Genomic DNA, 22,039 nt, shown 5'->3' on the forward strand with positions numbered 1-22,039 from the left:
CGACCGGCGCCGACGCGGGCGCCGGGGGGATCCGTACGGTGCGCAGCGGCGCCGCGGCGGTGCGTCGCGGGCGGTGTTCCACGTGAAACACCGCCCGCGCGGACGGGCCGTACCCTGGGCCGGGTGAGCGAGCAGACCGAGCATCCTGAGCAGACAGTCCCCGGTGGTCCCGGCGACGACTCCGTCACCGGTGAGGAGCGTCCCGAGGCGCGCCTGGAGCGGGCCGTGAAGGCCGCCGAGCAGGCGCTGATCGAGTTCGAGATCGCGGTGGAGACCTTCCGCGTCGAGGTGGAGAACTTCTCCCGCCTGCACCACCAGAAGCTCGGCCCCATGTACACGAGGCTGGACGAGCTGGACGCCCTGATCGCCGAGGCGAAGGCGGCCCGCAGCGGGGACGCCGAGGACCTGCGGCGGGCCCGGGAGGCGCGGTCGCTGGTCATGCCGATGCCGGGCGTGGACGAGCTCTTCCACGACTGGCTGGGCTCGGACGGGATCTCCGACGACGCCGGCGCCATGCTCACCGACCGGCCCGTGCGGCCCCCGGAGCGGGTGCGACCCTCGGAGGAGGTCCGCCGCCTCTACCGCGAACTGGTCCGCCAGGCCCATCCGGACCTGGCCCAGGACGAGGAGGAGCGCACCCGCCGCGACGCGTTCATCGCGCGGGTCAACACCGCCTACGGCCGGGGCGACGAGGGCATGCTCCGCGAGCTCGCCGAGGAGTGGGCGGCCGGACCGGCGCCGGCCCAGGAGCGGCTGAGCGAGAGCGAGGAGCTGTACGAGCGGCTGGAGTTCCTGGCCCGGCGCAAGGAGCTGCTGACGCTGGTGGCCAAGGAGCTGGAGGAGAGCGCGATCGGGTCCATGCTGCGGATGGCTCCGGAGGACCCCGACCGGCTCCTGGAGGAGATCGCGGAGCAGCTGCTCGCGCAGGTGTCCGAGCGTGAGGCGGAGCTGGCCGAGGCACTCGCCGCCGAGTGAGGCGGGCCCGGTCCGTGCGGGCCGCCGCGCGTGCCGGGTCGGATAGGTTGGCGGCATACCCGTGAAGAGAGAAGGCGACAGCTATGAACTTCGGACCGCTCCCCTCGGTCGACGCCGCCGCGGTGCCCTCCGAAGGCTTCGTCCTGGACGTCCGTGAGGACGACGAATGGGCGGCCGGTCACGTCGAGGGCGCGCTGCACATCCCGATGAGCGACTTCGTCGCCCGCTTCGGCGAGCTGACGGAGGCCGTCGAGGACGGCCGCCGCGTGTACGTGATGTGCCGGGTCGGCGGGCGTTCCGCACAGGTCACCCAGTACCTGGTGCGCCAGGACATCGACGCGGTGAACGTCGACGGCGGGATGCAGGCCTGGGACGGAGCCGGGCGCCCGATGGTGACGGACAGCGGGAACCCGGCCTTCGTCCTCTAGTCCCCCGGACCCGGGCGGTTCGGGAGGCTCGGGCGGTTCTCGGAGGCCTCAGGCGAGGGGATGGGCGGCCAGCAGGTCGCCCAGGGCCTCCTCGTGCGCGGCCGCGGGGCCGAGCTGGAGCTCCAGCTGCTTGGCCCAGGCGTGGTAGCGGTGCAGCGCGTAGTCGGTGTCGGCGCCGAAGCCCCCGTGCAGGTGCTGGGCGGTCTGCACCACCCTGCGCACCCCCTCCGAGGCCCAGATCTTCGCCACGGCGACGTCCCCCGCGCTCGGCAGCGGCCCGCCGGCGCCGCCCGTGGCCGCGTCGAGGCGCCAGGCTGCCTGCCACAGGGTGACCTCCATGGCGCGCAGGTCGATGTAGCGGTCGGCGGCCTGCACGGCGACGGCCTGGAAGGTGGCCACCGGGAAGCCGAACTGCTCGCGCTTGCCGGTGTACTGACCGGTCATGGTGAGCACGGCCTCGCCGACCCCGAGCGCGAGGGCGCAGGTCCCGGTGGCGAGGAGCTGGCGGAGCCGCTCCCACGCGGCGGGGTCGTCGATCAGGTGCGTCGGGGCCACCCGGACCCCGTCCAGGGCGAGTTCGGCGTAGCGCTCGCCGTTCGTGGAGACCTGCTCGGCGAGGGCGAGGCCCTCGGCGCCGCGCGGGACGAGCGCGAGCACGGCGTCCCCCTCGCCGGTGTGGGCCGGTACGGCGATCCAGTCGGCGCCGTGCGCCCAGGCCACCGCGGTCTGGGTGCCCTCCAGGGTCCAGGTGTCGCCGTCCGGGCGGGCCACGACGGCCAGTTCGGCCGGGTCGTGGCCGGAGCGGCCGTGCGCGGCGGCGGTGAGCACGAGGTCGCCGCGCGCCGCGCCGGGCAGCAGGTCGGCGGCCAGCTCGGGGCTGCCGTGGGCCTGGACCGCCATGGCGGTGGCGCAGTGCTCCAGCAGGGGGACCCGGGCGAGCACCTTCGAGGCCTCGCGCAGCACGAGGCACAGGGCGATGGCGTCCAGCCCGGATCCGCCGTGCTCCTCGGCGAGGACGAGGCCGAGGAGGTCGGACGCGGCGAGCCGGGACCACAGCGCGCGGTCGAAGTCGTCGGCGACGGCCCCCGGGGTGAGGGCGGGGCTGGGCACGTCGTCGGGGGCGACGTCCGCGAAAACGGCCCGGGCCGCCTCGACGGCGGCCCGCTGCTCCTCGGTGAAGGTGAAGTCCACTGCCTGTCCTCCCGGTCCGACCTGACGGTGCGTCAAGATAGAACACGTTCCCGTAAATGGACAGGGCCGGTCGGGGCCGGGTACGCAAACGGGGCGGAGAGCGAACGGGGACGGGCAGGGAGCCGGGGGCAGGGACCCGAGGGGCCGGGGACCTGGGCAGGACCCGCCGGCCCGGCCCCTCGGCCCCTCGGGGCACGTACTCCTAGCGGTCGAAGTCGATCTCGACTTCCTCCGTCACCGGATGCGACTGGCAGGCCAGGACGAATCCGGCGTCGGTCTCCTCCGCCTCCAGGGCGAAGTTGCGGTCCATCCGGACCTCGCCCGAGACCACGAAGGCCCGGCAGGTGCCGCAGACGCCGCCCTTGCAGGCGTACGGGGCGTCGGCGCGGTTGCGGAGCACCGCGTCCAGCAGGGACTCCCCGTCCTGGACCGGCCAGGTGCCGGAGCGCCCGTCGAGCCGGGCGGTGACCCGGCCGTGCGAGGCGGCCGCCGACGCGGCCGCGCGGGCCGGGGCGGGGGCGTCCTCGACGTGGAAGATCTCCTCGTGCACCCGGGTCCGGGCCACGCCGAGCGAGCCCAGCGCCCGCTCCGCACCCTGCACCAGGCCGTACGGGCCGCACAGGAACCAGCCCGTGACCTCCGCCACCGGCAGCAGCGCGGGCAGCAGGGCCACCAGTCGCTCCTCGTCGAGCCGTCCCGAGGGCAGGCCCGCCTCCTGCTCCTCGCGGGAGAGGACCGTCACCAGCTGGAAGCGCGACGGATAGCGGTCCTTGAGGTCGGCGACCTCCTCCAGGAACATCGTGGAGGCCGCCGTCCGATCGCTGCGCACCAGGCAGAAGCGGGCGTCGGGCCGGGCGGCCAGCAGGCTCGCCGCGATCGACAGCACCGGGGTGATCCCGCTGCCGCCGACGATCGCGGCGTAGTGCCCGGAGGAGGGGGCCGCGGAGGGCTCCAGCACGAAGCGTCCCGCCGGGACCATCACGTCCAGGACGTCCCCGGCGGCGATCTCCTTGTGCGCGAACGTGGAGAACTCGCCGCCCTCCACCAGGCGCACCCCCACCCGCAGCTGCGCGGGGCCGGGGCCGTCGGCCGTGGGCGCGGGCGAGCAGATCGAGTAGGTGCGGCGGACCTCCGTGCCGCCCTCGGGGGCGGTACGGCGCAGGGTCAGGTGCTGTCCGGGGGCGTGCCGGTAGTCCTCGCGCAGCTCCTCGGGGACCCGGAGGGTCAGCGCCACCGAGTCGTCGGTGAGCCGGTCGACGGCCGCCACCGTCAGCGGGTGGAACGCGCCGTGGCGGGGGGCGGCCATCTACAGCTCCTTGAAGTGGTCGAACGGTTCGCGGCAGGCCGTGCAGCGGCGCAGCGCCTTGCACGCGGTCGACGAGAACCGGCTGAGCAGTTCGGTGTCGGTCGATCCGCAGTGGGGGCAGCGGACGGACAGCGTCACCGGGACCGGCCCGCCCGCGGCGTGCGGCCGCGGCGGGGCGATGCCGAACTCGGCGAGCTTGCGCCGGCCCTCGGCGCTGATGTCGTCGGTCGACCAGGCCGGGGCCAGCACCGTGGTCACCCGCACCTCGGGGATGCCGTGACCGGTCAGGGCCCGCTCGATGTCGGCCGACATGGCCTCGATGGCGGGGCAGCCGGTGTAGGTGGGCGTGAGGGTGACCTCGGCGTGCCCGTCGTCGTGCATCCGCACCCCGCGGACCACGCCGAGCTCCCCGAGGGTGAGCACGGGAAGCTCCGGGTCCGGCACGGATCCGGCCAGCTCGGCCAGCTCCGCCTCCAGGCGGGTCAGGGTGGTGGTGTCGCCGTCGTTCACCATGACGCCCCCGGGTGGCTGCGGTGCAGGTGCTGCATCTCGGCGAGCATCCGGCCGAAGGACTCGGTGTGCAGGCCCTGACGGCCGGCCCCGGCGGTCCAGGCGCCGGTGCGCGGCCCCTCGGGCAGGGCGAGGCCGGCGCGCTCCAGCACGTCGGTCAGCGCGGCCAGCCAGCGGCCCTCCAGGGCCGTCCAGTCCACGCCGTCCAGGCCCTCCACCGGCTGGAACAGCTCGCCGGTGAACTTCCACAGCGCCTGCAGAGCGGTCCGCATGCGGGCCCGGCTCTCCTCGGTGCCGTCGCCGAGCCGCAGGGTCCACTGCTCGGCGTGGTCGCGGTGGTAGGCCGTCTCCTTGACTGCCTTGGCCGCGAGCGGGGCGAAGGGGCCGTCACCGGCGGCGAGCTCCGCGTAGAGCGCGTGCTGGTGCAGCGAGAAGTAGAGCTGGCGGGCGATGGTGTGGGCGAAGTCGCCGTTCGGCTGCTCCACCAGCTGGAGGTTGCGGAAGGAACGCTCCTCGCGCAGGAAGGCCAGCTCGTCCTCGTCGCCCACCATGGACAGCAGGATGCGGGCCTGGCCGAGGAGGTCGAGCGCGATGTTGGCGAGGGCGACCTCCTCCTCCAGGACGGGGGCGTGCCCGGCCCATTCGCCGAGGCGGTGGGAGAGGATCAGCGCGTCGTCGCCGAGCGCGAGGGCCGCCGCGGCGGCCGTGGTGTCGGTGGCGGTCACAGGTGGCTCACCCCCTCCGGGATGTCGTAGAAGGTCGGGTGCCGGTAGGGCTTGTCGGCGGACGGGGAGAAGAAGGGGTCCCGCTCGTCCGGCGAGGACGCGGTGATCGCCGCGGAGGGCACCACCCAGATCGAGATGCCCTCGTTGCGCCGGGTGTAGAGATCGCGGGCGTTGCGCAGGGCCATCTCCGCGTCGGGGGCGTGCAGGCTTCCCGCGTGCGTGTGCGAGAGGCCGCGGCGCGAGCGCACGAACACCTCCCACAGGGGCCAGTTCTGCGTCATACCCGTGCCTCCTCGTTCTGTCCGGCGAGCTCCGCCGCTTGCTGTGCCGCCTGCTTCCGCGCGTACGCGGCGGCCGCGTCGCGCACCCAGGCGCCTTCCTCGTGGGCCGTGCGCCGCTGTGCGATCCGCTGCTCGTTGCAGGGGCCGTTGCCCTTGAGGACGTTCCAGAACTCGGCCCAGTCGATGGCGCCGAAGTCGTGGTGCCCGCGCTCCTCGTTCCACTTGAGGTCCGGGTCGGGCAGGGTCAGGCCGAGGGCCTCGGCCTGCGGTACGGCGATGTCGACGAACCGCTGGCGCAGCTCGTCGTTCGAGTGGCGCTTGATGCGCCAGGCCATCGACTGCGCCGAGTGCGCCGACTCGTCGTCCGGCGGGCCGAACATCATCAGCGAGGGCCACCACCAGCGGTCGACCGCGTCCTGCGCCATGGCGTGCTGCTCCGCGGTGCCCTTGGAGAGGGTCATGAGCAGCTCGAAGCCCTGGCGCTGGTGGAAGGACTCCTCCTTGCAGATACGGACCATGGCGCGGGCGTACGGCCCGTAGGAGCAGCGGCAGATCGGCACCTGGTTGGTGATCGCCGCGCCGTCCACGAGCCAGCCGATGGCGCCGACGTCCGCCCAGGTCAGGGTCGGGTAGTTGAAGATCGAGGAGTACTTCTGCTTGCCCGAGTGGAGCTTGTCGAGCAGCTCGTCGCGGCTGGTGCCCAGGGTCTCCGCGGCGCTGTAGAGGTAGAGGCCGTGGCCGGCCTCGTCCTGCACCTTCGCCATCAGGATCGCCTTGCGGCGCAGCGAGGGCGCGCGGGTGATCCAGTTGGCCTCGGGCTGCATGCCGATGATCTCGGAGTGGGCGTGCTGGGCCATCTGGCGGACCAGGGAGGCGCGGTACTCCTCGGGCATCCAGTCGCGCGGCTCCACGCGCTCGTCCGCCGCCACGGCGGCGTCGAACGCTGCCGCGAGCTGTGCGCCCAGGTCAGCCGTCATGTCCGTCCCGTCCGTCCCGGGGGCCGCGCCCGGGCCCGTTTCCGGGGTCACTGCCACCATTGCCGGCCCCTTGTCTGAAAGTCCTGCCGTCCGACCGACCGACCGATCGTTCGGTTCATCCTCTTCAATGGTGAGACGGCGGCCCGTAGGGTGTCAACCTCTGTGGTCAACCCTGTGGACGCCGGAGGATCGGGGCGGGATGGATTCGAACGGGCACGAGCGCGCCGAGGAGGCCGCTCCGCCACCCCCGAGAGCGCCCGGAATCGCCGGCCTGTCCACCCCGTACAAGGTCGTGGCCGCCCTCGCGGCGGTGGTCGTGGCCCTCGCGGCCTGCCTCCACCTCGGGCTCGTCTTCCTGCACGTGGCCCCGTCCAACACGCTGAGCAAGCAGCACGCGGAGACCGTGGACGGCTGGATCTACCCCGAATTCGAACAGAACTGGAAGCTCTTCGCGCCCAACCCGCTCCAGCAGAACATCGCCGTGGAGGCGCGCGCCGAGGTGCGGACCGCCGCGGGCGAGCTCGTCACCACCGGCTGGCTGGACCTCAGCGCCCAGGACGCCGCCGAGATCCGGCACAACCTGCTGCCGAGCCACACGCAGCAGAACGAGCTGCGCCGGGCCTGGGACTTCTTCACCGGTTCCCACGACGAGGACAACGCGCCGACGGGCGAGCGCGGCGAGCTGTCCGAGGAGTACCTGCGCCGGATCGCCGTCGGCCGGCTCGCGCCCGAGCACCCCGGCGGACGCCTGCTGCGGGTCCAGCTGCGCTCGGCGACCACCGCCGTGCCCGCGCCGACGTGGAGCACCGAGACCACCGACACCGAGACCTACTACCGGGAGCTGCCGTGGTGGAAGGTGTGAGGCGGGCCCGGGCGGCGTTCGGGCGGGCGGCCGCGCAGGCCACCGGGCAGGCGCTGGGCCCCCACCAGAGCGCCGTGGTCCGCATCGGCTTCGCCGCCACCTGGCTCTTCTTCCTGCTGCGGGAGTTCCCCCACCGGGCCGAGCTGTACGGCCCGGACGGTCCGTGGAGCTGGGACCTGGCGCAGCGGCTGACCTCGTCGAACGGCGCGTTCACGGTCCTGATGTGGTCCGACGCGACCTGGTGGTTCGAGACCGTCTACGCGGTGTCCGTGCTGGCGAGCGTGGGCCTGCTGCTGGGCTGGCGGACCCGGGCGACGTCCGTGGTGTTCATGGTCGGCGTGCTCTCCCTGCAGAACCGCAGCGTCTTCATGGGCGACGGCGGGGACAACGTCATCCACCTCGTGGCGATCTACCTGGTCCTCACCCGGTGCGCCCAGGTCTGGTCGCTGGACGCGCACCGGGCGCGCAGGCTCGGCTCGGCGGCGGCCGGGGCGGCCGGACCGGTGCTGTGGGCAGTGCTCGGCGCCGTGCTCGTCTTCGGCGCAGCGACGGACCGCTTCGGCTTCGGCTGGCTGACGGCCTTCGGTGCGGTGTGGGTGGGCTGCGGGCTGTGGTGGCTGGCCGACCGCCACGAACCGGAGGGCGAGGGCCGGGCCGTGCTCGACGTCCTGGCGAACCTGCTGCACAACGCGGGACTGCTGGTGATCATGGCGGAGGTCTGCCTGATCTACGCGACGGCCGGCTGGTACAAGATCCAGGGGTCCCGGTGGCAGGACGGCACGGCCCTGTACTACCCGCTGGCGCTGGACTACTTCACCCCCTGGCCGGCCCTCTCGGCGCTGGTCGCGGGCAGCGGGACGCTGGTCATGCTGCTGTCGTACGGGACGGTGGCGGTCCAGGTGGCGTTCCCGTTCACGCTGTTCAACCGGCGGATCAAGAACGTGCTGCTGGGCGTGATGATGCTGGAGCACGTGGGGATCGCGGTGCTGCTGGGGCTGCCGTTCTTCTCCATGGCGATGATCGCCGCGGACGCGGTGTTCCTGCCGACGGCGTTCCTGGTGTGGACCGGCGCCCGGGTGCGGGCGGCCCGGCGACAGGTGACGGGGCGGGGGGCCGGCTCCTCCCGCCCGGACACCGGGGCGCAGGACACCGGGGCGAAGGACACCGAAGCGGTGGACGACGCCGTACCGGGCGCCGCCGTGCCGGGCGCCCGCTCGGTGCCGGGCGCCCGTTCCGAGCCGCTGCCCGGGGGACCGGCCGGCACGGGGGCGCAGGGCCGGGGCACGTAGGGTCGGGGCATGAACGAGGACGAGGAGCGGGGCGCGGGACGGATCGCGCAGGAGTGGCGTGCGGCCTCGGAGCGCGGGGACCTCGCCCTGCTCGACGGGTTCCACGCGCTGAAGCACGCCCTGCGGTTCGGGGCCGACGTGCGCATGGCCGTCGCCGACGATCCGGACGCCCTGCGGGCCCTGGCACGCGAGCTGGCACCGGACGTGGAGGCCCAGGTGGCCCGGCTGGCGCGGCCGGCCGTCCTGCGGGAGCTGCTGCCCCGCGTCCACCCCACCGGGGTCGCGGCCCTCGCCGTACGCCCCGACCGGGCGGCGGGCGTCGCCGGGCTCGGGCGACTGCCCCGGCCCGCTCCGGTCGTGGTCCTCGACAACCCCCGCAACCTCGGCAACGTCGGAGCGGTCGTCCGTCTCGCCGCCGGCTTCGGCGCCACCGGGGTGGTGACCCGCGGCGACCTCGACCCCTGGCATCCGAACGTGGTCCGGGCCGGGGCGGGCCTGCACTACGCCACCACCGTCGAACGTCTCGGGCTCGACGAGCTGCCGCCCGGCCCGCTGTACGCGCTCGACCCGGAGGGCGAGGACATCCGTGCCCTCACCCTCCCGGACGACGCCCTGCTGGCCTTCGGCTCGGAGCGCCACGGGATCTCCCCCGAGCTGCGCGCCCGGGCGGACCACCTGGTGTCGCTGCCTATGCGCCCGCAGGTCTCCAGCTACAACCTGGCGACCAGCGTCGCCATGACCCTCTTCCACTGGGGCGGTCCCCCGGCGGACGGGCCCGGCGCCGGGGACCTTTGGAGCCCGTAGGCCCGGCGTCCGCGGCGCCGTGCGGGGTCACGCCTGGCGGCGGACCTCCACCACCCGGAAGCGGTGGGAGACGAACGCGCCGTCGCACAGCGCGGCATTGGCGGCCGGGTTGCCGCCGGAGCCGTGGAAGTCCGAGAACGCCGCGGTCTGGTTGACGTACACCCCGCCCGTCAGGTTGAGGGAGAGCTGCGCGGACTCCTCCAGGCAGACCTCCTCGAGGGCCCGCTCGGTGTCCGGGGAGGTGGTGTAGGCGCCCACCGTCATGGCGCCCTTCTCCCGGACGGTACGGCGCAGCAGCTCCAGGGCGTCGGCGGTGGAGTCCACGGCCACGGCGAAGGAGACCGGGCCGAAGCACTCCGAGAGGTAGGGCGCGGAGTCGTCCGGCTTGGCGGCGTCCAGCTTGACCATCACCGGGGTGCGGACCACCGCGTCCGGGAACTCCGGGTTCGCGACCTCGCGGGAGGCCAGCGCGACCTCGCCGAGCGAGGCCGCCGCCTCCAGGCGGGTCTTCACGTCCGGGTTGACCAGGGCGCCGAGCAGGGCGTTGGCCCGGGCGTCGTCGCCGAGCAGACCGCCGACCGAGGCCGCGAGGTCGGCGACGACCTCGTCGTAGGTCTTGTGGCCGGCGTCCGTGGCGATGCCGTCGCGCGGGATCAGCAGGTTCTGCGGGGTGGTGCACATCTGGCCGCTGTACAGCGACAGGGAGAAGGCCAGGTTCGCCAGCATCCCCTTGTAGTTGTCGGTGGAGTCCAGGACGACGGTGTTGACGCCCGCCTTCTCCGTGTAGACCTGCGCCTGGCGGGCGTTGGCCTCCAGCCAGTCGCCGAACTCGGTGGACCCGGTGTAGTCGATCAGCTTGATCTCGGGGCGGACGGCGAGGTCCTTGGCGATGCCCTCGCCCGGACGCTCGACGGCGAGCGCCACCAGGTTCGGGTCGAAGCCCGCCTCCGTGAGCACCTCGCGCGCCACCTGCACGGTCAGCGCGAGCGGCAGCACGGCCCGCGGGTGCGGCTTGACCAGCACGGCGTTGCCGGTGGCCAGGGACGCGAAGAGGCCCGGGTAGCCGTTCCAGGTGGGGAAGGTGTTGCAGCCGATCATGAGGGCGATGCCGCGCGGGACCGCCGTGAAGGTCTTGTCGAGCTCCAGCGGGTCCTTCTTGCCCTGCGGCTTCGACCAGTCGGCCTGCCCGGGGACGCGGGTCTGCTCCTCGTAGGCGTAGGCGACGGCCTCCAGGCCGCGGTCCTGCGCGTGGGGGCCGCCCGCCTGGAACGCCATCATGAAGGCCTGGCCGCTGGTGTGCATGACCGCGTGCGCGAACTCGTGGGTGCGGGCGGAGATCCGGGCCAGGATCTCGATGCAGACCAGGGCGCGCGCCTCCGGTCCGGCGTCGCGCCAGGCGCCCATGCCGGCCTTCATGGCGGGCAGCAGCACGTCCGCGTCCACGTGGGGGTACTCGACGTTCAGCGCGGGACCGTACGGCGAGACCTCGGAGCCCGTCCAGCCGTCGGTGCCGGGCTGTCCCAGGTCCAGCCGCGTGCCGCGGACCGCCTCGAAGGCGGCCAGGCCGTCGGCCGGGGCCGTCTCGCCGTACGCCTTGGGGTGTTCGGGGTGCGGGGACCAGTAGGCACGGCTGCGGATCGCCGACAGGGCCTGGTCCAGGGTGGGCCGGTGCTTGGCGGACAGCTGGGGGACGGTGAGCTCGGCGGCCATCAGGGACCAACTCCTCGTTGAGCCGGGCGAAGGAGAGCAGACTGGAGTTAGAGTAACCGAACGATCGGTCGGGACAAGAGGGCCCGGCGGACCTGTGGACAAGTCGGTGCGGGAGGATCAGTACATGACAGCAATCGAGCGGTCCCGCACTGTGGCGGTCGTCGGCGCGGGCACCATGGGCCAGGGAATCGCCCAGGTCGCCCTTCTCGCAGGTCACAGCGTGCTCCTCTACGACATCGACGCCACCCTCGCCGCCGACGGCGTCGGCATCGTGCAGGACCGCGTCGAGCGCATGGCCGCGAAGAGCCGCATCGAGCGCGCCGACGCCGAGGACGCGGTCGGCCGGATCTCCGCGGCGGCCGCCCTCGCGGACCTCGCCCCGGCCGCGCTCGTGATCGAGGCCGTGGTCGAGAACGTCGCCGTCAAGCAGGCCCTTTTCACCGCCCTCGAGGAGGTGGTCGCGCCGGACGCCCTGCTCGCCACCAACACCTCCTCCCTCTCCGTGACCGAGCTCGCCGCCGGGCTCGCGCACCCCGGCCGCTTCCTCGGCCTGCACTTCTTCAACCCCGCGCCGCTGCTCCCGCTGGTCGAGGTGGTCAGCGGGTTCGCGACCGACCCGGCCGCCGCCGAGCGCGCGTACCGCACGGTCCTGGACTGGGGCAAGACGCCGGTGCGCTGCGCCGACACCCCCGGCTTCATCGTCAACCGGATCGCCCGCCCCTTCTACGCCGAGGCCTTCGCGGTGTACGAGGAGCAGGGCGCCGACCCGGCCACCGTCGACGCCGTGCTCCGCGAGAGCGGCGGCTTCAAGATGGGCCCCTTCGCGCTGACCGACCTGATCGGCCAGGACGTGAACGAGGCCGTGACGCGCTCCGTCTGGGAGTCCTTCTTCCACAGCCCCAAGTTCACCCCGTCCCTCGCGCAGCGCCGGCTGGTCCAGTCGGGCCGCCTGGGCCGCAAGTCGGGCCACGGCTGGTTCCCGTACGGCCCGGACGCGGTCGTCGCGCAGCCGCACACCGCCGGCCCCGAGGAGGCCCCGGCCAAGGTCACCGTCGTCGGCGACCTCGGGCCCGCGGCGGACCTCGTCGACCTCCTGGAGGAGGCCGGGATCGCGGTCTCGGCCACCGGGCACGGGGGCCCGTACATCCAGCTGCCCGGCGAGGGCCAGCTGGTCCTCGCGGACGGGAAGACCTCCGTCGAGTTCTCCGACGTCGTCTACTTCGACCTCGCCCTGGACTACCGGGGGGCGACTCGGATCGCGCTCTCCGCCAGCGAGGACACCAGCGAGCGGACCCTCTCCGAGGCGATCGGGCTGTTCCAGAAGCTGGGCAAGCAGGTCTCCGTGATCGGCGACGTCCCCGGCATGATCGTCGCCCGCACCGTGGCCATGCTGATCGACCTCGCCGCCGACGCCGTCGCCCGCGGCGCGGCCACCGCCGAGGACGTCGACACCGCGATGCGCCTGGGCACCAACTACCCCCTCGGGCCGCTCGAATGGCACGAGCGCCTCGGCCGGGACTGGGCCTACGACCTCCTGCACCACCTCGACGAACGCTGTCCCGGCGGCCGCTACGCGCCCTCGCTGGCGCTGTTCAGGCTGGGCTACGCCGCGGACGCCGAGGAGGACACGGAATGACCACCGTCAAGCGGGACACCTACACCCCGGAGACGCTGCTGTCCGTGGCCGTGCAGGTCTTCAACGAGCGCGGCTACGACGGCACCTCGATGGAGCACCTGTCCAAGGCCGCGGGCATCTCCAAGTCCTCGATCTACCACCACGTCACCGGCAAGGAGGAACTGCTGCGCCGGGCCGTCAGCCGTGCCCTCGACGGTCTCTTCGCGGTGCTGGAGGAGCCCGGAGCGGTCCGCGGCCGGGCCGTCGAGCGCGTCGAGTACGTCACGCGCCGCACGGTCGAGGTGCTGGTCGGCGAGCTGCCGTACGTGACGCTGCTGCTGCGCGTGCGGGGCAACACCCGGACCGAGCGGTGGGCGCTGGAGCGCCGCCGCGAGTTCGACCACCAGGTCGCGGAGCTGCTCAAGGCGGCGGCCGCGGACGGCGACCTGCGGGCGGACGTGGACATCCGGCTCGCCACCCGGCTGCTCTTCGGGATGGTGAACTCCCTCGTCGAGTGGTACCGCCCGCACTCGGGCACGGCCCCGGAGCAGCTCGCGGACGCGGTCGTCCACATGGCCTTCGACGGCCTGCGCACGACCCGCTGAGCCGGTCCCGGCGACCCCGCCGCCGGGACGGGGTCCGGTCCGCCGGACGGGCCCCGGGCCGCCTCGGGAAGGGGCGGCCTACTCCTCGGTGATCTCCGGGAGGGTTCCGAGGGCTCCCGGGCCGGGTCCGGGGCCGGGGTCCAGGAGGTCCGTCTCCTCGAAGACGAGCAGGGTGCGGGTCGAGAGGACCTCCGGGATGGCCTGGAGGCGGGTCAGGACCAGCTCGCGCAGGGTCCGGTTGTCCGGGGTGTGGACCAGCAGCAGGACGTCGAAATCTCCGCTGACCAGCGCGATGTGCGCGGCGCCCGGGAGCTCGCGGAGCTGTTCGCGGACCGTGCGCCAGGAGTTCTGGACGATCTTCAGGGTGATGTAGGCGGACGCCCCCTGTCCGGCGCGCTCGTGGTTGACCCGGGCCGTGAACCCGCGGATCACCCCGTCGTCGATCAGCCGGTTGATGCGCGCGTAGGCGTTCGCGCGGGAGACGTGCACCTGCTCCGCCACCGAGCGTATGGACGCCCGGCCGTCCGCCTGGAGCAGCCGCATGATCGAGCGGTCGATCGGGTCCAGGGGCCGCGGTGCGGCGGGTGGGGCCGCAGGGGCCCCTGGTGCGCCCGCCGGTGCAGCCGGTGCGGAACCCGGTCCGGCCATTTGTTCATCCGGCATTGGCCGATGCCTCCCTCTCCTGGACGTCCTGCGTCCATCCCAAGTCCCCGGCGCCCGTTTGTCCACAGCCTGGAGCCGCCTGTAGCCAAATTGCGCGGACAACCGAACAATCGGTAGGTGAGGGGCCTCACACCCGGGGCACCCCCTGCCCGCTTCCCACGAGGAGGTGTACGCCGCCATGACGGTCCAAGAGCTGCCCGGTGCCGGTGCGTCCCACCGATCCACCCCGCCGCCCGCCTGGAGGCCCCGTACGGACGCCGCTCCGCTGCTCCCGGACGCCGAGCCCTACCGGGTGCTGGGCACCGAGGCGGCCGACCGCCTCGACCCCGCGCTGATGCGCCGCTGCTACGCCGAACTGGTGCGCGGCCGTCGCTACAACGCCCAGGCCACCGCGCTGACCAAGCAGGGCAGGCTCGCCGTCTACCCCTCCACCGTCGGCCAGGAGGCCTGCGAGATCGCGGCCGCGCTGGTGCTGGAGGAGCAGGACTGGCTCTTCCCCAGCTACCGCGACACCCTGGCGGCCGTGGCCCGCGGACTGGACCCGGTGCAGGCGCTCACCCTGCTGCGCGGCGACTGGCACACCGGGTACGACCCCCGCGAACACCGCATAGCGCCGCTGTGCACCCCGCTGGCCACCCAGCTGCCGCACGCGGTGGGCCTGGCGCACGCGGCCCGGCTGCGCGGCGACGACGTCGTCGCCCTGGCGATGATCGGCGACGGCGGCACCAGCGAGGGCGACTTCCACGAGGCCCTGAACTTCGCCGCCGTCTGGCAGGCCCCGGTGGTCTTCCTGGTGCAGAACAACGGCTTCGCCATCTCCGTCCCGCTCGCCAAGCAGACCGCCGCCCCGAGTCTGGCCCACAAGGCCGTCGGCTACGGCATGCCCGGCCGGCTGGTCGACGGCAACGACATCGCCGCCGTCCACGAGGTGCTGGCCGAGGCGATGCGCAGGGCCCGCTCCGGCGGCGGCCCGACCCTGATCGAGGCCGTCACGTACCGCATGGAGGCCCACACCAACGCCGACGACGCGACCCGCTACCGCGGGGACGCCGAGGTCGAGGCGTGGAAGGCGCACGACCCGATCGACCTGCTGGAGCGCGAGCTGACCGCCCGCGGCATCCTCGACGAGGAGGCCGTCGCGGCCGCCCGCGAGGAGGCCGAGGAGATGGCGGCGGCCCTGCGCGAAGGAATGAACGCGGACCCGGTCCTGGACCCGATGGACCTGTTCGCGCACGTGTACGCGGAGCAGACCGGCCGACTGCGCGAGCAGGCCGCCGTGCTCCGGGCCGAGCTGGAAGCCGAGGACCAGGCGTGACGACGGTGGCGGCGAAGTCCGCGAAGACGGGGGCCAAGCCCGCGACGATGGCCCAGGCCCTGACGCGCGCGATGCGCGACGCCATGGCCGAGGACCCGACGGTCCACGTCATGGGCGAGGACGTCGGCACCCTGGGCGGTGTCTTCCGGATCACCGACGGGCTCGCGAAGGAGTTCGGCGAGGACCGCTGCACGGACACCCCGCTCGCGGAGGCCGGCATCCTGGGCGCCGCCGTCGGCATGGCCATGTACGGCCTGCGCCCGGTGGTGGAGATGCAGTTCGACGCCTTCGCCTACCCGGCGTTCGAGCAGCTCATCTCGCACGTGGCCAAGATGCGCAACCGCACCCGCGGCGCGATGCCGCTCCCGATCACCATCCGGGTGCCGTACGGCGGCGGCATCGGCGGCGTCGAGCACCACTGCGACTCCTCCGAGGCGTACTACGTGGCGACCCCGGGCCTGACGGTGGTCACCCCGGCGACGGTCGAGGACGCCTACGGGCTGCTGCGCGAGTCGATCGCCAGCGACGACCCGGTGGTCTTCCTGGAGCCCAAGCGGCTGTACTGGTCGAAGGCCGACTGGTCGGCGGAGGCGCCGGCGGCCGTGCCCGGCATCGGCAGGGCGCTGGTCCGCCGGACGGGCACCAGCGCCACCCTGATCACCTACGGCCCGTCGCTCCCGGTCTGCCTGGAGGCCGCCGAGGCCGCGCGCGAGGAGGGCTGGGACCTGGAGGTCGTGGACCTGCGCTCGCTGGTCCCCTTCGACGAGGACACCGTCGTGGAGTCCGTACGCCGCACCGGTCGCGCCGTGGTCGTCCACGAGGCCGGCGGCTTCGGCGGGCCGGGCGCGGAGATCGCGGCCCGCGTCACGGAGCGCTGCTTCCACCACCTGGAGGCCCCGGTGTTGCGCGTGACGGGCTTCGACATCCCCTACCCGCCGCCGATGCTGGAGAAGTACCACCTGCCCGGGGTGGAACGCATCCTGGACGCCGTGGCGCGCCTGCAGTGGGAGAACTGATGCCGCAGGTCATGGAATTCAAGCTGCCGGACCTCGGTGAGGGCCTCACCGAGGCGGAGATCGTGCGGTGGCTGGTGGCGGTGGGCGACGTCGTCGCCATCGACCAGCCGGTCGTCGAGGTCGAGACGGCCAAGGCGATGGTGGAGGTCCCCTGCCCGTACGGCGGCGTGGTCACCGCGCGGTTCGGCGAGGAGGGACAGGAGCTGCCGGTGGGCGCGCCGCTGATCACCGTGGCGGTGGGCGCGCAGTCGGTCCCGGAGGCCGCCGAGGCCCCGGCGGCCGAGGCCGAGGGCGCCGCCGCCGCGCCCCGGCCCCTGATCGGCTACGGCTCGGACCACTCGCGCCCTGCGCGTCGGCGGCGGGTGCGACCCGTCACCGCCGCGGTCTCGGCTCCCGTGGCACCGGCCGCCGCCGCTCCGGCGCCCGTGGCGGCTCCTGCCCCTGCCCCCGTGCCCGTCGCCGTCCCGGCCGGTCCCGTTCCGGTGATCTCGCCGCTGGTGCGCAAGCTCGCCAGGGACAACGGGGTCGACATGCGCGCGCTGCACGGGTCCGGGCCCGAGGGCCTGATCCTGCGGGCCGACGTCGAGGCGGCCCTGGCGGCCCTGCGGGCGCCCGAGGCGGCCCCGGCCGTCCCCGCCGCCCCGGCGGTGGCCGTGCAGGGCGAGCGGATCCCCCTCAAGGGACTGCGCGGGGCGGTCGCGGAGAAGCTGTCGCGCAGCCGCCGGGAGATCCCGGACGCCACCTGCTGGGTCGACGCCGACGCCACCGAGCTGATGGCCGCCCGGGCCGCGATGAACGCCGTGGGCGGACCGAAGATCTCGGTGCTCGCGCTGCTGGCCCGGATCTGCACGGCCGCCCTGGCCCGGTACCCGGAGCTGAACTCCACCGTGGACCTCGCGGCCAAGGAGATCGTCCGGCTCCCGTCGGTGCACCTGGGCTTCGCCGCCCAGACCGAGCGGGGCCTGGTGGTCCCGGTGGTCCGGGACGCCCAGGGGATGAACCCGGAGTCCCTGTCGGCGGAGTTCGCCCGGCTGACCGAGCTCGCCCGCTCCGGGAAGCTGGCCCCGTCGGACCTGACGGGCGGCACCTTCACCCTGAACAACTACGGGGTGTTCGGGGTCGACGGCTCCACGCCGATCGTCAACCACCCCGAGGCGGCGATGCTCGGCGTCGGCCGGATCATCGACAAGCCGTGGGTCCACGAGGGGCAGCTGGCGGTCCGCAAGGTCGTCCAGCTGTCGCTGACCTTCGACCACCGGGTCTGCGACGGCGGCACGGCGGGCGGCTTCCTGCGCTACGTCGCGGACTGCGTGGAGTCCCCGGCGGTCCTGCTCCGCACGCTGTAGCCGGCACGGCTTCCCGGGGCCCTGCCCCGGCCCCGGGAAGCCCGCGCTCACACCGTGAGCAGCAGTTTGCCCACGTGCGCACCGGACTCCAGGACGCGGTGGGCCTCGGCGGCCCGCGCCATCGGGAACGTCGCGTGGACCACCGGCCGGACCCGGCCCGTGGCCACGAGCGGCCACACGTGCTCCCGCACGGCCGCGACGATCGCGGCCTTCTCCTCCAGGGGGCGGGCCCGCAGGGACGTGGCGGTGATCGCCGCGCGCTTGGCCAGCAGCGCGCCGAGGTTCAGTTCGGCCTTCACCCCGCCCTGGAGCCCGATCACCGCGAGCCGGCCGTTCACGGCCAGGGCGTCCACGTTCCGGGAGAGGTACTTGGCTCCCATGATGTCCAGGATCACGTCCGCGCCGGCCCCGCCCGTCGCCTCGCGCAGCGCGGCGACGAAGTCCTGCTCGCGGTAGTCGATCAGGATGTCCGCGCCCAGCTCCTTGCAGCGCGCCAGCTTCTCCGGGCCGCCGGCCGTGACGGCCACCGTCGCCCCCACCGCCTTGCCCAGCTGGACGGCCATGGTCCCGATCCCGCTGGAACCGCCGTGCACCAGCAGGGTCTCGCCGGGGCGGAGCCCGGCCACCATGAACACGTTGGACCACACCGTCGTGGCGACCTCCGGTAGCGCGGCAGCCGTCACCAGGTCCAGGCCGTCCGGCACCGGCAGCAGCTGGCCGGCCGGCACCGCCACCCGTTCCGCGTAGCCGCCTCCGGCGAGCAGGGCGCACACCTCGTCGCCCACCGACCAGCCGGAGACCCCGGGGCCGAGGGCCGTGATCCGTCCGGAGCACTCCAGCCCGGGGTGGGGCGAGGCGCCGGGCGGCGGATCGTAGAACCCCTGGCGCTGGAGGACGTCGGCGCGGTTCACGGCGCTCGCCGCGACCTCGACGAGGACCTCGCCCTCGCCCGGTACGGGATCGGGCGCGTCCGTCCAGACCAGGGCCTCGGGGCCGCCGGGCTGCTCGATGGTGATCGCATGCATGGCCCGGAGGCTACGGCACGGCGCGGCTACTCGGCAGGACCCAGCGTGACCTTCGAGGCGGGCGGGTTCGCCCGGACGATGGTGATGAGACGGTCCGTCAGCTGGAGCGGGCTCGCGTGCGGGTCGTCGTAGGGGAGCAGCCGGTGGCCGCGCAGCACGTTCACCACCAGGTCGTCGGCATCGCGCACCGACTTGCCCACCTCGGCCTTGCGGACGGGCCGTTCGATGAGGTCCAGGCCGCTGCCCTGCTGGATCAGGTCCTCCATCACGGTGCCGGCGCTCGGGCTGAGCACCGAGAGGCCCAGCAGCCGGCCCGCGGCGCTCGCGCTGGTGATGACCGCGTCGGCGCCGGACTGACGCAGCAGCGGGGCGTTCTCCTCCTCGCGGACCGCGGCGACGATCTTCGCCCCGCGGTTGAGCTGGCGGGCCGTCAGCGTGACCAGGACCGCGGTGTCGTCGCGCTGGGTGGCGATGATGATCTGACGGGCCTTCTGCACCTCCGCGCGCAGCAGGACGTCGGACCGGGTGGCGTCACCGACCACGCCGGTGAACCCTTCGGAGTTGGCCGTGTCGATCACCTTGGTGCTGGGGTCCACGATGACGACCTGTTCCCTGGAGAGGCCCCTGGCCAGCAGGGTCTGGAGGGCGGAGCGGCCCTTCGTCCCGAAGCCGACGACGACCGTGTGCTCGCGCAAGTTCTTCCTCCAGCGCTTCAGCCGCCACTCTTCCCTCGTGCGCTCCGTGAGGACTTCGAGGGTGGTGCCGACCAGGATGATCAGGAACAGCACGCGCAGCGGCGTGATCAGCAGGATGTTGATCAGTCGTGCGCTGTCGCTGTACGGGACGATGTCGCCGTATCCGGTCGTCGACAGCGTCACGGTGGCGTAGTAGAAGCAGTCGAGCAGGTCGACCTGCTCGTTGGCGTTGTCGTGGTAGCCGTCGCGGTCCAGCCACACGATGAACACCGTCAGGAAGAGCACGAACAAGGCCATCAGCAGGCGCTTGGCGACCTGCCGCAGGGGATGCTCGACGATGCGTTTGGGCAGCTTGATGCGCCGCGAGACGAGCTTCTCGTCGGCCGCGCGGGCCATGGCGTCCTGTCCGGGCAGTTTCACGTGAAACATCCTCCCGAGACCCACGGCAGATCGAGGATCTCCAGCTCCTGCCCCGACCGGGCACCCCGGGGCGGTACGACGGCCAGGGCGTCGGCGGCCGCCACGCCCCGCAGCATCGCCGGGCCGTGGTAGCGCAGCGGTACCGCGTGCTCGTCGTCGAGCACGACGGGGACGAGCCGGGTGTCGTACGGATGGCCCGGGACGTCCGACTGCACCGGCGCGGTGTACCGGGGCCGGGGCCGGCGCCCGGCGAGGGCGCGCAGCAGGGGTTCGGCGAGGGTCAGCAGCCCGGACACCGCGGCGAGGGGGTTGCCGGGCAGTCCGACGACGTGCCGCCCGTCCGCCCGGTCTCCGACGCGGGCCAGCAGCATCGGGTGGCCCGGCCGTACCGCCACGCCGTCGACCAGCAGTCCGGCCCCCGCCTGTTCCAGCACGGGGCGGACGTGGTCCACGGGGCCGGAGGCGGTGCCGCCGGTGGTGACGAGGACGTCGGCGGTGGAGGTGGTGACCGCGTCCAGCAGTGCCTTCGCGCCGGCCGGGTCGTCGCCGAGCCGCCGGGTGCCGATGACCTCGGCGCCCAGCCGGGTCAGCCAGGGGCCGAGCATGGGGCTGAGGGCGTCACGGATCAGACCGTCGTGGGGGCGGCCCTCGGTGAGCAGTTCGTCGCCGAGCACCAGGATCTCCACGCGGGGGCGGGGCCGGGTGCTCAGCTCGTCGTACCCGGCGGCCGCGGCCAGTCCGAGGACGGCCGGGGTGACCAGGGAGCCGGGGGGCAGCAGGAGGTCGCCCGAGCGGCACTCCTGGCCGCGCGGCCGGATGTCCTGACCGGTCAGGACGGGCCGGTCCGCGTAGAGCTGGCCGCCGCTCTCGCGGCAGTGCTCGCTGCGGATGACGGCGGTGGTGTCCGCGGGGATCCGTGCCCCCGTCGCGATCCGTACGGCCTCGCCGTCCGTGAGCGGCCCTGGGGGCTCTGCCCCCGCCAGCACCCCGTCCCCGTCCCGTACGCTCCACGGCCCCGGCCCGGCGACGGCCCAGCCGTCCATGGCCGAGGTGTCGAAGGACGGCAGGTCGGTCAGGGCGTCGAGCGGTTCGTCCAGCACCTCGCCGAGGGCGTCGGCGAGGGGCACGCGGTGGGTACGGGCCTTGGCGCCGGCTCCCGCGTGGAGGGCGAGTTCGCGGGCCCTGTGCCAGGCGGCGGCCCGGTGGCCGCCCGTGCCGTCACCTGTCGCGCCGTCGCCCGCCGGGGTGCGGCTGACCAGGGCCAGGGCCTCTTCCAGGTCCTGCTCGGCGGAGTTCGTGGGGGTCATGCCGCGCCGTTCCGTCCCGTGTCGGCGTCGCCGTCCGCTTCCGCGGCCCAGCGCAGGGCCAGGTCGGCGGCCTTGCGGGAGGCTTCGGAGACGGCCCGGGCGGGGTCGGCACCCGCGGCGGCGGCCTGGGCGGCCGCGTAGCCGACCAGGAAGGTGGTCAGGGGCGCGGCGGGCCGGGCGACGCCGTGGGCGGCGTCCCGGGCGAGGTCGAGCAGGGTCGTGGTGTCGACGTCGAGGTCGATGCCCAGCTCGTTCTTGGCGGCGGTGATCCATTGGTCCAGCACGGTTCCATGCTCCCTGATCCGGGCGCGGGCGGCTGCGAGATCCTCCCAGGTGTCGCAGTCGAAGGCGGCCAGGGCCCCGGCCCCGACGGGGGTGAGGCGCAGTTCGGCGGTGAGGGCGCGGAGCGGGAGCCCCGCGAGGCCGCCGTGTTCGGCGGCGAGCAGGGCGATCTCGCGGCGCAGGGGTTCGGCCCGGTACGCGGCGACCAGCGGCTGGTCCCGGCCGGCCCCGTCGCGCAGCAGGGCCCCCTCCGTGCCGTCCTCGGCGGCGGTGTCCAGCAGCGACCGCACGGTGTCCCGGTCGAGGAAGGGCAGGTCGGCGGAGAGGACGAGGACCAGCCCGGCGGCGGTCGCCCGCAGTCCGGCGTCCAGCGCGGCCACCGGTCCGCCTCCGGGCGGTTCCTCGCGGGTCCAGCGGACCGGGCGGGCGGTGGGCCGGCGGGCGCCCACCACGACCGTGGTGCGGGCGTCCGGGCAGGCGTCGAGGACGCGGTCGAGGAGGGCGCGCCCGCCGACGCTCAGCGCGGGCTTGTCCGCCCCGCCCAGTCGCCGCGCGGCGCCGCCGGCCAGCACGATCGCGTCGTAGCTCATGCCCATGAGTATGCGCGGCCCGTGTGCCCGCGGGGGAGGCGCGTTCCCCGAGGGCCGGGACGGGCCTCGCGGGGCGGGGAAATGCGGTGGGCCCGTCCCGCG

At 74.0% G+C, this 22,039-nt stretch carries 22 protein-coding genes; 10 read left to right on the plus strand and 12 right to left on the minus strand.

Annotation, left to right across the window (positions count from 1 at the left end; all coding sequences use genetic code 11):
- Nucleotides 1-213: 213 nt before the first annotated feature.
- On the plus strand, nt 214-975 hold the full coding sequence (locus ACPU2J_RS17420) for a J domain-containing protein (protein ID WP_420082395.1): 762 nt from the start codon (nt 214-216) through the stop codon (nt 973-975).
- Nucleotides 976-1,058: 83 nt separating this feature from the next.
- Complete coding sequence (locus ACPU2J_RS17425; protein ID WP_030647619.1) at nt 1,059-1,403, plus strand: rhodanese-like domain-containing protein; 345 nt, start codon at nt 1,059-1,061, stop codon at nt 1,401-1,403.
- A gap of 48 nt (nt 1,404-1,451) precedes the next feature.
- Here ACPU2J_RS17425 and ACPU2J_RS17430 read toward each other — a convergent pair whose 3' ends face one another.
- The 6 genes from ACPU2J_RS17430 to paaA all read right to left on the minus strand — a co-directional run bounded on the left by ACPU2J_RS17430 (nt 1,452) and on the right by paaA (nt 6,393).
- Nucleotides 1,452-2,594 carry an acyl-CoA dehydrogenase family protein gene (locus ACPU2J_RS17430; protein WP_420080209.1) on the minus strand — a complete coding sequence of 381 codons (1,143 nt, stop codon included), beginning with the start codon at nt 2,592-2,594 and terminating at the stop codon, nt 1,452-1,454.
- Between the two features lie 202 nt (nt 2,595-2,796).
- Nucleotides 2,797-3,900, minus strand: coding sequence for a 1,2-phenylacetyl-CoA epoxidase subunit PaaE (gene paaE / locus ACPU2J_RS17435; protein ID WP_420080208.1), 1,104 nt, complete (start codon nt 3,898-3,900; stop codon nt 2,797-2,799).
- The gene (gene paaD, locus ACPU2J_RS17440) at nt 3,901-4,413 is read right to left on the minus strand and encodes a 1,2-phenylacetyl-CoA epoxidase subunit PaaD (RefSeq protein WP_423833563.1); all 513 of its coding nucleotides are present in this window, start codon (nt 4,411-4,413) and stop codon (nt 3,901-3,903) included.
- Nucleotides 4,407-5,135: a 1,2-phenylacetyl-CoA epoxidase subunit PaaC gene (gene paaC / locus ACPU2J_RS17445; RefSeq protein WP_361589697.1), complete on the minus strand. Its 729-nt coding sequence runs from the start codon at nt 5,133-5,135 to the stop codon at nt 4,407-4,409. The genes paaD and paaC overlap by 7 nt, the downstream gene beginning before the upstream one ends.
- Nucleotides 5,132-5,416 (minus strand): 1,2-phenylacetyl-CoA epoxidase subunit PaaB, encoded by a 285-nt coding sequence (paaB, locus tag ACPU2J_RS17450; protein WP_361589695.1) that lies wholly within the window; start codon nt 5,414-5,416, stop codon nt 5,132-5,134. Before paaB ends, paaC begins: the two co-directional genes overlap by 4 nt.
- Nucleotides 5,413-6,393, minus strand: a complete 981-nt coding sequence (paaA, locus tag ACPU2J_RS17455; RefSeq protein ID WP_399816147.1) for a 1,2-phenylacetyl-CoA epoxidase subunit PaaA — start codon at nt 6,391-6,393, stop codon at nt 5,413-5,415. Before paaA ends, paaB begins: the two co-directional genes overlap by 4 nt.
- A gap of 199 nt (nt 6,394-6,592) precedes the next feature.
- Here paaA and ACPU2J_RS17460 point away from each other — a divergent pair, with 199 nt between their 5' ends.
- Genes ACPU2J_RS17460 through ACPU2J_RS17470 form a run of 3 tightly spaced genes read left to right on the plus strand, consistent with a single transcriptional unit; the run spans nt 6,593 to nt 9,348 of the window.
- Nucleotides 6,593-7,255 carry a DUF5819 family protein gene (locus ACPU2J_RS17460; protein ID WP_423833564.1) on the plus strand — a complete coding sequence of 221 codons (663 nt, stop codon included), beginning with the start codon at nt 6,593-6,595 and terminating at the stop codon, nt 7,253-7,255.
- On the plus strand, nt 7,240-8,544 hold the full coding sequence (locus ACPU2J_RS17465) for an HTTM domain-containing protein (protein WP_420080206.1): 1,305 nt from the start codon (nt 7,240-7,242) through the stop codon (nt 8,542-8,544). Before ACPU2J_RS17460 ends, ACPU2J_RS17465 begins: the two co-directional genes overlap by 16 nt.
- A gap of 9 nt (nt 8,545-8,553) precedes the next feature.
- Nucleotides 8,554-9,348, plus strand: coding sequence for a TrmH family RNA methyltransferase (locus ACPU2J_RS17470; RefSeq protein WP_423833565.1), 795 nt, complete (start codon nt 8,554-8,556; stop codon nt 9,346-9,348).
- 27 nt (nt 9,349-9,375) lie between these two features.
- On the opposite strand, the gene paaN is transcribed toward ACPU2J_RS17470, so the two are convergent.
- Nucleotides 9,376-11,058: a phenylacetic acid degradation protein PaaN gene (gene paaN / locus ACPU2J_RS17475; RefSeq protein WP_420080204.1), complete on the minus strand. Its 1,683-nt coding sequence runs from the start codon at nt 11,056-11,058 to the stop codon at nt 9,376-9,378.
- 124 nt (nt 11,059-11,182) lie between these two features.
- On the opposite strand from paaN, the gene ACPU2J_RS17480 reads away from it, so the two are divergent.
- Together ACPU2J_RS17480 and ACPU2J_RS17485 are read left to right on the plus strand one after the other, a co-directional pair.
- Nucleotides 11,183-12,694, plus strand: coding sequence for a 3-hydroxyacyl-CoA dehydrogenase (locus tag ACPU2J_RS17480; protein ID WP_423833566.1), 1,512 nt, complete (start codon nt 11,183-11,185; stop codon nt 12,692-12,694).
- Nucleotides 12,691-13,278 (plus strand): TetR/AcrR family transcriptional regulator, encoded by a 588-nt coding sequence (locus ACPU2J_RS17485; RefSeq protein WP_365076390.1) that lies wholly within the window; start codon nt 12,691-12,693, stop codon nt 13,276-13,278. The genes ACPU2J_RS17480 and ACPU2J_RS17485 overlap by 4 nt, the downstream gene beginning before the upstream one ends.
- 78 nt (nt 13,279-13,356) lie before the next feature.
- Here the strand turns inward: ACPU2J_RS17485 and ACPU2J_RS17490 are convergent, their stop codons facing one another.
- On the minus strand, nt 13,357-13,941 hold the full coding sequence (locus ACPU2J_RS17490; protein WP_365133333.1) for an Lrp/AsnC family transcriptional regulator: 585 nt from the start codon (nt 13,939-13,941) through the stop codon (nt 13,357-13,359).
- A gap of 178 nt (nt 13,942-14,119) precedes the next feature.
- Here ACPU2J_RS17490 and pdhA point away from each other — a divergent pair, with 178 nt between their 5' ends.
- Genes pdhA through ACPU2J_RS17505 form a run of 3 tightly spaced genes read left to right on the plus strand, consistent with a single transcriptional unit; the run spans nt 14,120 to nt 17,618 of the window.
- A complete protein-coding gene (gene pdhA / locus ACPU2J_RS17495; RefSeq protein WP_420080202.1) occupies nt 14,120-15,256 on the plus strand; it encodes a pyruvate dehydrogenase (acetyl-transferring) E1 component subunit alpha in 1,137 nt (378 codons plus the stop codon).
- A 47-nt stretch (nt 15,257-15,303) separates the two neighbouring features.
- Nucleotides 15,304-16,272 carry an alpha-ketoacid dehydrogenase subunit beta gene (locus tag ACPU2J_RS17500; RefSeq protein ID WP_361590274.1) on the plus strand — a complete coding sequence of 323 codons (969 nt, stop codon included), beginning with the start codon at nt 15,304-15,306 and terminating at the stop codon, nt 16,270-16,272.
- Nucleotides 16,272-17,618 carry a dihydrolipoamide acetyltransferase family protein gene (locus tag ACPU2J_RS17505; protein ID WP_423833567.1) on the plus strand — a complete coding sequence of 449 codons (1,347 nt, stop codon included), beginning with the start codon at nt 16,272-16,274 and terminating at the stop codon, nt 17,616-17,618. Before ACPU2J_RS17500 ends, ACPU2J_RS17505 begins: the two co-directional genes overlap by 1 nt.
- A 47-nt stretch (nt 17,619-17,665) precedes the next feature.
- Here ACPU2J_RS17505 and ACPU2J_RS17510 read toward each other — a convergent pair whose 3' ends face one another.
- Genes ACPU2J_RS17510 through ACPU2J_RS17525 form a run of 4 tightly spaced genes read right to left on the minus strand, consistent with a single transcriptional unit; the run spans nt 17,666 to nt 21,937 of the window.
- Nucleotides 17,666-18,643 (minus strand): NAD(P)H-quinone oxidoreductase, encoded by a 978-nt coding sequence (locus tag ACPU2J_RS17510; protein ID WP_365076381.1) that lies wholly within the window; start codon nt 18,641-18,643, stop codon nt 17,666-17,668.
- Nucleotides 18,644-18,669: 26 nt separating this feature from the next.
- Nucleotides 18,670-19,767, minus strand: a complete 1,098-nt coding sequence (locus ACPU2J_RS17515) for a potassium channel family protein (protein ID WP_420080200.1) — start codon at nt 19,765-19,767, stop codon at nt 18,670-18,672.
- Complete coding sequence (locus ACPU2J_RS17520) at nt 19,755-21,065, minus strand: molybdopterin molybdotransferase MoeA (protein WP_420080199.1); 1,311 nt, start codon at nt 21,063-21,065, stop codon at nt 19,755-19,757. The genes ACPU2J_RS17515 and ACPU2J_RS17520 overlap by 13 nt, the downstream gene beginning before the upstream one ends.
- Complete coding sequence (locus ACPU2J_RS17525; RefSeq protein WP_423833568.1) at nt 21,062-21,937, minus strand: NTP transferase domain-containing protein; 876 nt, start codon at nt 21,935-21,937, stop codon at nt 21,062-21,064. The genes ACPU2J_RS17520 and ACPU2J_RS17525 overlap by 4 nt, the downstream gene beginning before the upstream one ends.
- Between the last annotated feature and the right edge of the window lie 102 nt (nt 21,938-22,039).

Origin of the sequence: Streptomyces manipurensis, assembly GCF_049570255.1 — a bacterium.
In the GTDB taxonomy this organism is placed as follows: Bacteria; Actinomycetota; Actinomycetes; order Streptomycetales; family Streptomycetaceae; genus Streptomyces; species Streptomyces manipurensis.

Excerpts from the sequence above, each read along its gene's own strand:
- paaB (WP_361589695.1), bottom strand. The coding sequence starts at position 5,416 with ATGACGCAGAACTGGCCCCTGTGGGAGGTGTTCGTGCGCTCGCGCCGC.
- ACPU2J_RS17520 (WP_420080199.1), bottom strand. The coding sequence starts at position 21,065 with ATGACCCCCACGAACTCCGCCGAGCAGGACCTGGAAGAGGCCCTGGCC.
- ACPU2J_RS17500 (WP_361590274.1), top strand. The coding sequence starts at position 15,304 with ATGGCCCAGGCCCTGACGCGCGCGATGCGCGACGCCATGGCCGAGGAC.
- ACPU2J_RS17470 (WP_423833565.1), top strand. The coding sequence starts at position 8,554 with ATGAACGAGGACGAGGAGCGGGGCGCGGGACGGATCGCGCAGGAGTGG.
- paaN (WP_420080204.1), bottom strand. The coding sequence starts at position 11,058 with ATGGCCGCCGAGCTCACCGTCCCCCAGCTGTCCGCCAAGCACCGGCCC.
- ACPU2J_RS17485 (WP_365076390.1), top strand. The coding sequence starts at position 12,691 with ATGACCACCGTCAAGCGGGACACCTACACCCCGGAGACGCTGCTGTCC.
- ACPU2J_RS17460 (WP_423833564.1), top strand. The coding sequence starts at position 6,593 with ATGGATTCGAACGGGCACGAGCGCGCCGAGGAGGCCGCTCCGCCACCC.
- paaA (WP_399816147.1), bottom strand. The coding sequence starts at position 6,393 with ATGACGGCTGACCTGGGCGCACAGCTCGCGGCAGCGTTCGACGCCGCC.
- ACPU2J_RS17490 (WP_365133333.1), bottom strand. The coding sequence starts at position 13,941 with ATGCCGGATGAACAAATGGCCGGACCGGGTTCCGCACCGGCTGCACCG.
- paaD (WP_423833563.1), bottom strand. The coding sequence starts at position 4,413 with ATGGTGAACGACGGCGACACCACCACCCTGACCCGCCTGGAGGCGGAG.
- ACPU2J_RS17425 (WP_030647619.1), top strand. The coding sequence starts at position 1,059 with ATGAACTTCGGACCGCTCCCCTCGGTCGACGCCGCCGCGGTGCCCTCC.
- ACPU2J_RS17505 (WP_423833567.1), top strand. The coding sequence starts at position 16,272 with ATGCCGCAGGTCATGGAATTCAAGCTGCCGGACCTCGGTGAGGGCCTC.
- paaE (WP_420080208.1), bottom strand. The coding sequence starts at position 3,900 with ATGGCCGCCCCCCGCCACGGCGCGTTCCACCCGCTGACGGTGGCGGCC.
- ACPU2J_RS17510 (WP_365076381.1), bottom strand. The coding sequence starts at position 18,643 with ATGCATGCGATCACCATCGAGCAGCCCGGCGGCCCCGAGGCCCTGGTC.
- ACPU2J_RS17480 (WP_423833566.1), top strand. The coding sequence starts at position 11,183 with ATGACAGCAATCGAGCGGTCCCGCACTGTGGCGGTCGTCGGCGCGGGC.
- ACPU2J_RS17515 (WP_420080200.1), bottom strand. The coding sequence starts at position 19,767 with ATGTTTCACGTGAAACTGCCCGGACAGGACGCCATGGCCCGCGCGGCC.
- pdhA (WP_420080202.1), top strand. The coding sequence starts at position 14,120 with ATGACGGTCCAAGAGCTGCCCGGTGCCGGTGCGTCCCACCGATCCACC.
- ACPU2J_RS17525 (WP_423833568.1), bottom strand. The coding sequence starts at position 21,937 with ATGAGCTACGACGCGATCGTGCTGGCCGGCGGCGCCGCGCGGCGACTG.